Raw genomic sequence first — 9,554 nt, 5'->3', positions numbered from 1 at the left:
GTGCGGGGGCTCGGCCGGGGGCGGGTTCCCTGCCGGGTGCGCGTCCGGGTGCGGGGGCTCGGCCGGGTGCGTGTTCCCCGCGGGGGCCCCTGCCGGGGGCCGGAGCGGGAACGACGTCTCGGCCGGAGGCGGGTTCTCCTGTTGCCCGGCTCCGGGCGGGGTGGGGCGCCCGGCCTCCGGGCGGGGCTCGCCCGGGGCCTGGTGGCCGGGGTCGGGCCGGTCTCCGCCCTGGGGCCGGTGGCCGGTGTCGGACCCGCCTCCGTCCTGGGCCCGGTGGCCTGCGTCGGGCCGGTCTACGCCCGGGGCCAGATGGCCGGCGTCGGACCGGCCCCCTCCCCGGGGGCGCCGTCCGGCACCGGACCCGGCCGGGGGGCTCGGCAGGGGGCCGACCCGGGGGTCGCGCGGCGGCCGGGGCCCGGCCCCGCCCTCCGTCTCGTCACCCCCCTCGGGCCCGTGGCCGTTCCCCGGCTCCCGAGCGCCCTCCGGCCCACGGCCGTTCCCCGGCCCCCAGCCGCTTCCCGACTCCCGGCCGCCCTCCGTCCCCCGGCCGTCCTCCGACTCCCGGCCGCCCTCCGCCCCCCGGTCGTCCTCCGGCCCCCGGTCGTCTCGTGGGTTCACAGGGCTCATGACTGGACCTCCAGCTCGTCCTTGACGCGTTCGAGCATGGTGACGAGGGCCTGGACCTGGGCGGTGACGGTGCCGACCGTCGTGTCGGTCGTCTCCTCGCTGTAGCCCGGGGCGCCCTTGACGACGGTGGCGACGGTGACCTGGCCGATCCTCGACTGGTACCAGCCGTAGAACTGCCTGCCGGGGAACGCGTCGTTGAAGTAGCCGCCGCGCTCGCCGAGCGAGTCGGTGGCGGTGTAGTTGCCGCCGAGGCCGAAGGGGTTGCCGAGGGAGATGAGTCCCTCGATCCGTTCGCCGTCGCGCAGGCACTGGTCCGGGCAGCGGAGCGCCTCCTCCAGGGTCTCGGCCATCTCCCAGTCGGCGTCGTCCTCGGTGCGGTGGACGGTGACGGTGGCGGCGACCCGGAGGGTCCCCCGGCCGTCGGCGGCGGGGACCTCGCTGTAGGCGGTGACGCTGTGGAGGACGCCGGGGGGCCGGGTGCCGGTCTCCCAGGAGCAGCCGTCCCCGAGCGCGGGCCAGTAGTCGGGGTCGCTGAGGTACGGGGTGCGCTTCACGTAGTCCGGGCCCCAGGCGTCGGGCCCCGCGACGACGGCGAGGGCGAGCCTGCGGGCGTCGGCGGCGTTCTTCGGCGCCCGCTTCGGGTCGGGGGTGAAGTCGAGGGCGGTCGGGGTGGGGGTGGTCGTGGGGGCCGGGGCCGTACCGCCCGGGGTCGACGCCCCGCCCGTACGCGCCTTGCCGGTGGGTTTCGCGCCGTCGGCCCCGTCGTCGCGTCCGTCGGCGCACCCGGTCGCGATCAGCCCGCCCACCAGTACGGCACAGCAGGCGCGCAGCAGTCTTCGGTCTCCGTACGCCACAGTTCCCCCACGGTCCCTACACGGATTGCCCGAACGGCGATCAGATCGTACGACCTGACGGGGCAACACACCGTGGCTGAAGCCTCATTGGGACAAAGCGGTGGCACTCTCGCGACGCGCGTCGTCGTACCGCTCGCGGGCCTCCTGGACGGCGGTCACCTGCCGCTCGCTCCAGTGGGCGAGCTCCCGGACCTGGCGGGCGGCCTCGACGCCGAGCGGGGTGAGGGTGTAGTCGACGCGGGGCGGGATGACGGGCTTGGCGTCGCGGTGGACGAAGCCGTCGCGCTCCAGGGTCCGCAGGGTCTGGGCGAGCATCTTCTCGCTGACGTTCCCGATGCGGCGGCGCAGCTCGCTGAAGCGGTACGGGCGCTCCAGGAGCGACGCGAGGACGAGGACGCCCCAGCGACTGGTGACGTGCTCCAGGACGGCCCGCGAGGGGCACATCGGTTCGAACACGTCGGGCAGCGGAGCCATCGCGCTCACCTCTTCACTTACCTCCATGCCAGTACCTTACTTCAAAGTGGGCACTGTTGGAAAGTTAGTGCCCGTCGTACGGTGAGTACACCGTTCACCGCACCCCAGGCAGAAGGAAGCACCATGAGCATCGTCGTCACCGGAGCCACCGGACAGCTCGGCCGCCTCGTCGTCGACGCCCTCCTCGGCACCGTCCCCGCCGAGCGGGTCGTCGCCGTCGTCCGGAACAAGGAGAAGGCGGCGGACCTGACCGAGCGCGGGGTCGAGCTGCGGATCGCGGACTACGGCAGCCCCGAGACCCTGGCGGGCGCCTTCGAGGCCGGCGACCGGGTGCTGCTGATCTCCGGCAGCGAGGTCGGGCAGCGCGTCGCGCAGCACGCCGCCGTGATCGACGCGGCGAAGGCGGCGGGCGTGGCCCAGCTCGCGTACACCGGCGTCCTCGGCGGCGACGACGCCGACTTCGAGCTGGCCGCCGAGCACAAGGAGACCGAGCGGCTGATCCTCGCCTCGGGCCTGCCGTACACCTTCCTGCGCAACGGCTGGTACAGCGAGAACTACACCGCCAACCTCGCCCCCGTCCTCGCCCACGGCGCCGTCGTCTCCAACGCCGGCGAGGGCCGGATCGCCTCCGCCTCCCGCGCCGACTACGCCGCCGCCGCGGCCGCCGTCCTGACCGGACCGGCCGAGGAGCACCTGAACAGGGCGTACGAGCTGAGCGGCGACACCGCCTGGTCCTTCGCCGAGTACGCGGCCGAGGTCGCCGCCCGGTCCGGCCGCGAGGTGGCGTACGCCCCCGTCTCCGCCAAGGCCCACCTGGAGATCCTCCTCGGCGCCGGGCTCCCGCGCCCCTTCGCCGAGATCCTGGTCGACGTCGACCGGGCCGCCGAGCACGGCGCGCTCGCCCTGCGGACCGGCGACCTGACCCGGCTGATCGGCCGCCCGACCACCCCGGTCGGCGTCTCGGTCCAGGAGGCCCTCGACGCCTCCCGGTGACCACCCGGCCGTCATGACCGTATAGCGGTACGGGCATGACAACCCGCCCCGTGCGGCGCTACCGTCGTCGAAGCGGCCGACAGGACGGCGCGGCACAGGGCGGGAGGTCCGGTGAAGACGGAGAACGAGGGACGAGCAGGCCTGCTCTACGGGATCGGCGCCTACGGCATGTGGGGTCTGGTCCCCCTCTTCTGGCCGCTCCTCAAACCCGCCGGGGCGATCGAGATCCTCGCCCACCGGATGGTGTGGTCCCTGGCCTTCGTGGGGCTCGCCCTGCTCGTGCTGCGCCGCTGGGGCTGGATGCGGGAGCTGGCGCGCAGCCCGCGCAAGCTCGGCCTGATCACCGTCGCCGCCACCGTCATCACCGTGAACTGGGGCCTCTACATCTGGTCCGTGAACACGGGCCACGTCGTCGAGGCCTCCCTCGGCTACTTCATCAACCCGCTCGTCACCATCGCCCTCGGCGTCCTCGTACTCCAGGAGCGGCTGCGCCCGGCGCAGTGGGCGGCGGTCGGGATCGGCTTCGCGGCCGTGCTCGTCCTCGCGATCGGGTACGGGCAGCCGCCGTGGATCTCGCTCGTCCTCGCCTTCTCCTTCGCGCTCTACGGCCTGGTGAAGAAGAAGGTCAACATCGGGGGCCTGGAGTCGCTGGCCGCCGAGACCGCCGTCCAGTTCCTGCCCGCCCTCGCGTACCTCGTCTGGCTCGGCACCCGGGGGACCCTGGCGTTCGGCTCGCACGGCGCCGGCCACACCGCGCTGCTCGTCGCCACCGGCCTGGTCACGGCGGTCCCGCTGGTCTGCTTCGGCGCGGCGGCGATCCGCGTCCCGCTGTCGACGCTCGGCCTCCTCCAGTACCTCGCGCCGACCTTCCAGTTCCTCCTCGGCGTCCTCTACTTCCACGAGGCGATGCCGCCGGAGCGGTGGGCGGGCTTCTCCCTCGTCTGGCTGGCCCTGACGATCCTCACCTGGGACGCGCTGCGGACGAGCCGGCGCAGCCGGGCGGCGATCGCGGCGGCGACGGCGGCGGGAGCGGCCGGGGCGGCGGGACCGGCCGGGACTCCGGACGCGGCCGGGGACGCCGGGCCGGTCGAGGCCTCGCCCGCGACCGGACGCTGACCGGACGCTGACCGCCGCCGACCGCGCGCCACGGCCCCCGGAGGAGGACTCCGGGGGCCGTGGCGCACCGGGACGTTCAGACCACGGCGTCGGCCGGGGCCTTCGCGGCCGGGGCGGCCCCGGGAGTGCGGGATCGCCGCACCCCCGTGGCGGTGATCACCGCCCCGAGGCCGACCATCACCAGCGGGACGGCGAGCGCCGCCCGGAAGCCGTCGAGGCCGCCGCCGGTGAGGCCGTACACCGCCGTCACCGCCGAGATGCCGACGGCCGAGCCGAACTGGGTGGCGGTCGTGAGCAGTCCGCTCGCGAGCCCCTGCTCCTCCTCCGCGATCCCCTCCGTGCCGGCGATGGTGAGCGGGCCGTAGGCGAGGGCGAAGGCGAGGCCGGTGAGCAGCAGGGTCGGGAACATCGCGGCGTACGACCAGTCCGGGCCGACCGGCAGGAACAGCGCGTACGAGACGACGGCGAGGACGAAGCCGCCGAGGATCACCCGGGCGTTGCCGAAGCGGGCCACGAGGCGCGGGGTGAGGGTCGGGGCGAGGATCGCGTCGCAGCCCATGACGAGCAGGGCGAGGGCGGTCTCCAGGGACGACCAGCCGCGCAGCTCCTGGAGGTAGAGGGTGGCGACGAACTGGAAGCCGAAGAAGGAGCCGACGAAGAGCAGGGCGCCCAGGTCGGCGCGGAGGACCGACGCCTCGCGGAGGACGCCGAGGCGGACGAGGGGGGTGGCGGCCCGGCGTTCGACGGCGACGAAGACCCCGGCGAGGACGAGTCCGGCGGCGAGCGCGGCGACCGTGGGCGTCCAGCCGTCGAGCCCGTGCTCCAGGCGGACGACGCCGTACGCGAGGAGGAGCATCGCGCCGGCGGCGGTGAGCGCCCCGGCGAGGTCGAAGCCGCCCTTCGTCCGGGCCGGGCGCGGCTCCTCCGGAATCAGCCGGAGGGCGGCGACGAGGACCGCGGCGGCCAGCAGGACGGGGGCGAAGAAGACCCACCGCCAGCCGAGCTGGGTGAGGAGCCCGCCGATGACCAGGCCGAGCGAGAAGCCGCCGGCGGCGGTGCCGGCGAAGACGAGCAGGGCCTGGTTGCGCTGCGGCCCCTCCTCGTACGAGGTGGTGATGATGGACAGGGCGGCCGGGGTCATGAAGGCGGCGGCGACGCCGGTCACGAAGCGGGCCAGGATCAGGGTCCAGCCCTGGTCGGCGAGGCCGCCGAGGCCGGAGAAGAGCAGGAAGACGGTGAGCCAGCCGAGGAACATCCGGCGCCGTCCGAGGAGGTCGGCGGCTCTGCCGCCGAGGAGGGTGAAGCCGGCGTAGCCGAGGACGTAGGCGGACATCACCCAGGCGGCGGTGCCGGTGGTGAGGCCGAGGTCGGCGCGGACGGTGGGCACGGCGACGGCGAGCATGGCGACGTCGATGCCTTCGAGGAAGATCGTCCCGCAGAGGACGAGAAGCAGGCTCCAGGCGCGGAAGGACACAACTGTCTCCAGGGCAGGGTGGGTTGGGGTGGCCGGTTACGTCCGGGAGGGCCGGTTCCCTCTTGTAACCACCTGCATCCTGCGGGAGCATCGGATGCCATGGAAGAAGGCACTTCGAAGTCACCGAGTCACTGCGAGGGAACCTACGGGCCCGAGGGGGACACCGACCCCTTCCAGTGGGACACCCGCGAGGACTGCGAGGTCCGGCAGATCCTCGACCGGGTCGCGGACAAGTGGTCGCTGCTCGTCATCGCCCTCCTCGACCGCCGCGTGCTGCGCTTCACGGAGCTGAAGCGCGAGATCGACGGCGTCAGCCAGCGCATGCTGACCGTCACCCTGCGCCAGCTGGAGCGCGACGGCCTGGTGCGGCGCACGGTCCACCCGGTGGTCCCGCCCCGCGTGGAGTACGCGCTGACGCCCCTGGGCGGCACGCTCCACACCACGATCCGCTCCCTGGTGACCTGGACCGAGCGGCACCAGAACGAGATCGCGGCGGCGCGGGAGGAGTACGACGCGAAGGAGGCCCTGGTGTAGGGCGCCGCGGCGCCGGGGGCGCGCCGGAAAACCGGGTCGCGGGCAGCGGGCGGTTTCCGCAGACTGGGCCGGATGGAACGCCTGACGGAGATCGCGAACCGCCTGTCCGAGGTCGAGGGGGTCGTCGGCGTGTGCCTGGGCGGCAGCCGGGCGCGCGGGACGCACGCCCCGGACTCGGACCACGACCTCGGCCTGTACTACCGGCCGCCGCTGGACACCGCCGCCCTGCGGCTGCTGGCGGCCGAACTGACCGGCGGCCCGGTGGAGGTGACCGAGCCGGGCGGCTGGGGGCCGTGGGTGGACGGCGGCGCGTGGCTGGGCGTCGACGGACAGCGGATGGACTGGATCTACCGCGACCTGGACCGGGTGCGCCGCGTCCGGCGGGAGTGCGCGGAGGGCCGCTTCGAGATCGGTGTCCAGCCCGGCCACCCGCTGGGCTTCCACTCCCCCTCCTACGTGGGCGAGTTGGCGCTCGGCCGCGTCCTGGCCGACCCGACCGGCGAGCTCCGGGAGCTCCAGGAGCAGGCCCGCGTCTACCCGGACGCGCTCCGGGACGCTTTCGTCGAGAACGCGCGCTGGGAGGCGCCGTTCATCCTGGCCGGCGCCCGGAAGGGGGCGGCCCGCGGGGACACCTTCTACGTGGCGGGCTGCCTCTTCCGCGCGGTCGGCCTCCTCGTCCAGGCCCTGCACGCGCGGGCGGGGAGCTGGGTCCTGAACGAGAAGGGCGCGGTGCAGGAGGCGGGCGAACTCCCCTCCGCACCGCCGGACTTCACCTCCCGTGCCCAGTCCCTGCTCTCCGCCCTCGGCACGACTCCGGCCGCGCTGGCGGCGGCACTGGACGAGGCGGACGCCCTGACCGCCGAGGTGTGCGGGGCGCCCGCCGACTGAGGCGCACCGGCCCGCCCGCCGAGGTGTACGGGGCGCCCGCCCGCCGAGGCCTACGGGGTCCGCTTCCCGAGCGGTCCGGAAATAACCGGTCGTGAAGCGGCGGGACTTCCCGCACCCTGAGGCGCATGGAAGAACCGAAGTACCGGATCCGCGCGCTCCACACGGACCGCACGGTCACCGTCTACCAGGCGTACCGGCCCGGGATCGGGCTGCCGGCGGCGCGGGAGGGCCGGTTTCCGGCCGTCTGGAAGCGGGACCGGATGACGTGGATCAAGCCGTCGTTCCTGTGGATGATGTACCGCTCGGGCTGGGGCGCCAAGGAGGGCCAGGAGACCGTCCTCGCCGTGGAGATCACCCGCGAGGGCTTCGAATGGGCCCTGCGGAACGCCTGCCTCTCCCACTACGTGCGCGGGTTCCACCCCGACCGGGACGCGTGGAAGCGCGAGTTGAGGCGGTCCCCGGCCCGGGTCCAGTGGGACCCGGAGCGCGACCCGCGCCTCGACCCCCTCCCGTACCGCTCGCTCCAGCTCGGCCTGACGGGCGAGGCGTCCCGCCGGTACGCGGACGAGTGGACGGTGTCGATCACCGACGTGACCCCGCTCGCCCACCGCGTCCACGCCCTGGTCCGGGCCGGCGACACGGACGGCGCCCGGGCCCTGCTCCCCCGGGAGGAGCCGTATCCGGAGCGGGAGGGACTCCTGGACCGCGTACGGATGGACGAAGACCGCCCGTTCTAGTGCAGAAGGGTCGTTCCGGTGGCATGCGGAGCGACGGAGCGGTTACAACCGGTTCCATGAAACCCCTTCACTGGAAGCTCGTCGTCGACGCCGCCGACCCCCACGCGCAGGCCGCCTTCTGGGCCGCCGCCCTGCACTACCGGGAGGAGGACCACAGCGCGCTCGTGCGGCGGCTCCTCGGGATGGGGGCCGTCCCCGACGGGGCGACGGCCGCCGTGCACGAGGGCACGGAGGACGAGCGGCTCGGCTGGCGGGACCTCGCCGCCGTGCGGCACCCGGACGAGCCGTACGACGAGGACACCGACGCGGGCCTGGGCCACCGGATCCTCTTCCAGCGCGTCCCGGAGGCGAAGAGCGTCAAGAACCGCATCCACCTCGACCTCCACACGGAGGAGGGCGCCCGGGACAAGGAGGTCGCCCGGCTGACCGACCTCGGCGCGACGGTCCTGCGCGAGGTGGACGAGCCGTCGGGGTCGTGGGTGGTCATGGCCGACCCCGAGCAGAACGAGTTCTGCGTGCAGTAGCGCGGTAGCGGTGCGCGCGGGCCCGGGGAGCGGCCGTCAGGGGCGCCGGACCTCGAAGTGGAAGCAGCCGTACTCGACGGCCCGGACGTGGACCAGGACCACGGCGGGGTCCTCGAAGGCCTCCGCGAAGGCCCGGTCGAAGCCCTCCGCCGGGTCCTCCGGAAGCTCCAGGAGCCGGCCGCCGGCGATCCGGCCCTCCGCGTCGTACCGGCGGAGGGTCCGCAGCGCCCCGGGCCGCGCGAAGGGGTACTCCCCCGAGGGCGCGGGCCCGCCGCACTCCCCGGCGTGCACGAAGACGGGCCCCTGCTCGTCGTACGCGCCCGGCTCCGCCCCCGTCTGCGCCGCCCAGCGCCGCAGCGGCGCGTACGAGACGAGCGCGATCCGCTCGCCGGGGGCGGCGGGACGCAGACAGCAGCGGAGCGGCTCCCCGCCCCCGGTGGCCGCGTACGGCGCACAGGGACGCCCGGCATCGTCGACGGCCCGCAGCCGCGCGAGGACGGCGGGCTCGACGGCCCGGGGGACGTAGGCGGTCGCGGGGGCCCCGGGGGCACGGGAAGTCCCGGCGGCCCGGGGAGCGGGAGAGGGCACGGCGGCCCGGGGCGCGGGAGAGGGCACGGCGGCCCGGGGCGCGGGAGAGGGCACGGCGGCCCGGGGCGCGGGAGAGGCCGCGGTGGTCCGGGGCGCGGGGGAAGTCTCGGTGGTACGCATGGCTCCAGCGTCACCCCGCCCCCGCCCGCCCGCTGGCGGGATTCGGACGCGACACTCGCCCGAAGTGCCTTTACCGCCAAGGGAGTCGGGGCTCCAGGGGCGCGACAGCCCCCCTCGTCCGCTGAGCGAACGCCCCTGACCGGTTTCCGCTCTTGACGTGAACACAACCTGTCACTGAACATTCAGCACGCACAACAGAACGCATGCGCCACAGAACGCGCGTGCGGCGGACAACTGAACACCGCACGCGCACCCGTACAGCTCCAACGCCTCGCGGCCTCCCACGCCCGAGGCGTCTCGCACGTTCCGTCCCATCCCCGTTCGGAATCCGGAGCCCCCACATGAACATCTCCGTGCCCAGACGCGTCACCGCGGTCGCCGCCCTCGCGGCGCTCGCCCTCGGTGGCCTCACCGGGACCAGCGCCACCGCCCGGCCCGCCGAGGCCGCCGGTGCCGTCGCCGCGCCCGACATCTCGCTCACCGCCGTCAAGCAGCACTTGACGGACCTCCAGTCCATCGCCACCGCCAACGGCGGCAACCGGGCCCACGGCCGTACCGGCTACAAGGCGTCGATCGACTTCGTGAAGGCGAAGCTGGACGCGGCCGGATACACCACCAGCCTCCA

10 protein-coding genes and 1 pseudogene are annotated in these 9,554 nt (G+C 74.5%); 7 read left to right on the top strand and 4 right to left on the bottom strand.

The features are described from left to right. Positions 1-623: 623 nt before the first annotated feature. Together ADL08_RS06795 and ADL08_RS06790 are read right to left on the bottom strand one after the other, a co-directional pair. Positions 624-1,481: a hypothetical protein gene (locus ADL08_RS06795; RefSeq protein WP_053641150.1), complete on the bottom strand. Its 858-nt coding sequence runs from the start codon at positions 1,479-1,481 to the stop codon at positions 624-626. Between the two features lie 84 nt (positions 1,482-1,565). Beyond that, a complete protein-coding gene (locus ADL08_RS06790; protein WP_053641149.1) occupies positions 1,566-1,982 on the bottom strand; it encodes a winged helix-turn-helix transcriptional regulator in 417 nt (138 codons plus the stop codon). A gap of 96 nt (positions 1,983-2,078) precedes the next feature. On the opposite strand from ADL08_RS06790, the gene ADL08_RS06785 reads away from it, so the two are divergent. Both ADL08_RS06785 and rarD read left to right on the top strand, forming a co-directional pair. Then, entirely contained in the window at positions 2,079-2,948 is an 870-nt protein-coding gene (locus ADL08_RS06785) for an NmrA family NAD(P)-binding protein (protein ID WP_053641148.1), read from the top strand. Positions 2,949-3,059: 111 nt separating this feature from the next. Continuing rightward, positions 3,060-4,064: an EamA family transporter RarD gene (gene rarD / locus ADL08_RS06780; protein WP_053641147.1), complete on the top strand. Its 1,005-nt coding sequence runs from the start codon at positions 3,060-3,062 to the stop codon at positions 4,062-4,064. A gap of 76 nt (positions 4,065-4,140) precedes the next feature. Here rarD and ADL08_RS06775 read toward each other — a convergent pair whose 3' ends face one another. Next, a complete protein-coding gene (locus ADL08_RS06775) occupies positions 4,141-5,538 on the bottom strand; it encodes an MFS transporter (protein WP_053641146.1) in 1,398 nt (465 codons plus the stop codon). A gap of 99 nt (positions 5,539-5,637) precedes the next feature. On the opposite strand from ADL08_RS06775, the gene ADL08_RS06770 reads away from it, so the two are divergent. The 4 genes from ADL08_RS06770 (at position 5,638) to ADL08_RS06755 (ending at position 8,221) form a co-directional block, all read left to right on the top strand. Beyond that, entirely contained in the window at positions 5,638-6,072 is a 435-nt protein-coding gene (locus ADL08_RS06770; RefSeq protein ID WP_053641145.1) for a winged helix-turn-helix transcriptional regulator, read from the top strand. 72 nt (positions 6,073-6,144) lie between these two features. Beyond that, complete coding sequence (locus ADL08_RS06765; protein WP_053641144.1) at positions 6,145-6,960, top strand: nucleotidyltransferase domain-containing protein; 816 nt, start codon at positions 6,145-6,147, stop codon at positions 6,958-6,960. Between the two features lie 125 nt (positions 6,961-7,085). After that, the gene (locus tag ADL08_RS06760) at positions 7,086-7,697 is read left to right on the top strand and encodes a DUF4291 domain-containing protein (RefSeq protein WP_053641143.1); all 612 of its coding nucleotides are present in this window, start codon (positions 7,086-7,088) and stop codon (positions 7,695-7,697) included. A gap of 56 nt (positions 7,698-7,753) precedes the next feature. Then, positions 7,754-8,221 carry a VOC family protein gene (locus ADL08_RS06755; RefSeq protein WP_053641142.1) on the top strand — a complete coding sequence of 156 codons (468 nt, stop codon included), beginning with the start codon at positions 7,754-7,756 and terminating at the stop codon, positions 8,219-8,221. Between the two features lie 36 nt (positions 8,222-8,257). On the opposite strand, the gene ADL08_RS06750 is transcribed toward ADL08_RS06755, so the two are convergent. Next, the gene (locus tag ADL08_RS06750; protein ID WP_107091972.1) at positions 8,258-8,707 is read right to left on the bottom strand and encodes a DUF1203 domain-containing protein; all 450 of its coding nucleotides are present in this window, start codon (positions 8,705-8,707) and stop codon (positions 8,258-8,260) included. Positions 8,708-9,270: 563 nt separating this feature from the next. Between ADL08_RS06750 and ADL08_RS06745 the strand changes: the two are divergent. Further along, positions 9,271-9,554 (top strand): annotated as a pseudogene (locus ADL08_RS06745) (Leupeptin-inactivating enzyme 1); the annotation flags it as partial.

Origin of the sequence: Streptomyces sp. NRRL F-6492, assembly GCF_001280125.1 — a bacterium.
Lineage (GTDB): Bacteria > Actinomycetota > Actinomycetes > Streptomycetales > Streptomycetaceae > Streptomyces.
This window is presented reverse-complemented; position numbering and strand designations above follow the sequence as displayed.

Coding starts and splice junctions, on each gene's coding strand:
- ADL08_RS06755 (WP_053641142.1), top strand. CDS start 7,754: ATGAAACCCCTTCACTGGAAGCTCGTCGTCGACGCCGCCGACCCCCAC.
- ADL08_RS06790 (WP_053641149.1), bottom strand. CDS start 1,982: ATGGAGGTAAGTGAAGAGGTGAGCGCGATGGCTCCGCTGCCCGACGTG.
- ADL08_RS06785 (WP_053641148.1), top strand. CDS start 2,079: ATGAGCATCGTCGTCACCGGAGCCACCGGACAGCTCGGCCGCCTCGTC.
- ADL08_RS06770 (WP_053641145.1), top strand. CDS start 5,638: ATGGAAGAAGGCACTTCGAAGTCACCGAGTCACTGCGAGGGAACCTAC.
- ADL08_RS06760 (WP_053641143.1), top strand. CDS start 7,086: ATGGAAGAACCGAAGTACCGGATCCGCGCGCTCCACACGGACCGCACG.
- ADL08_RS06765 (WP_053641144.1), top strand. CDS start 6,145: ATGGAACGCCTGACGGAGATCGCGAACCGCCTGTCCGAGGTCGAGGGG.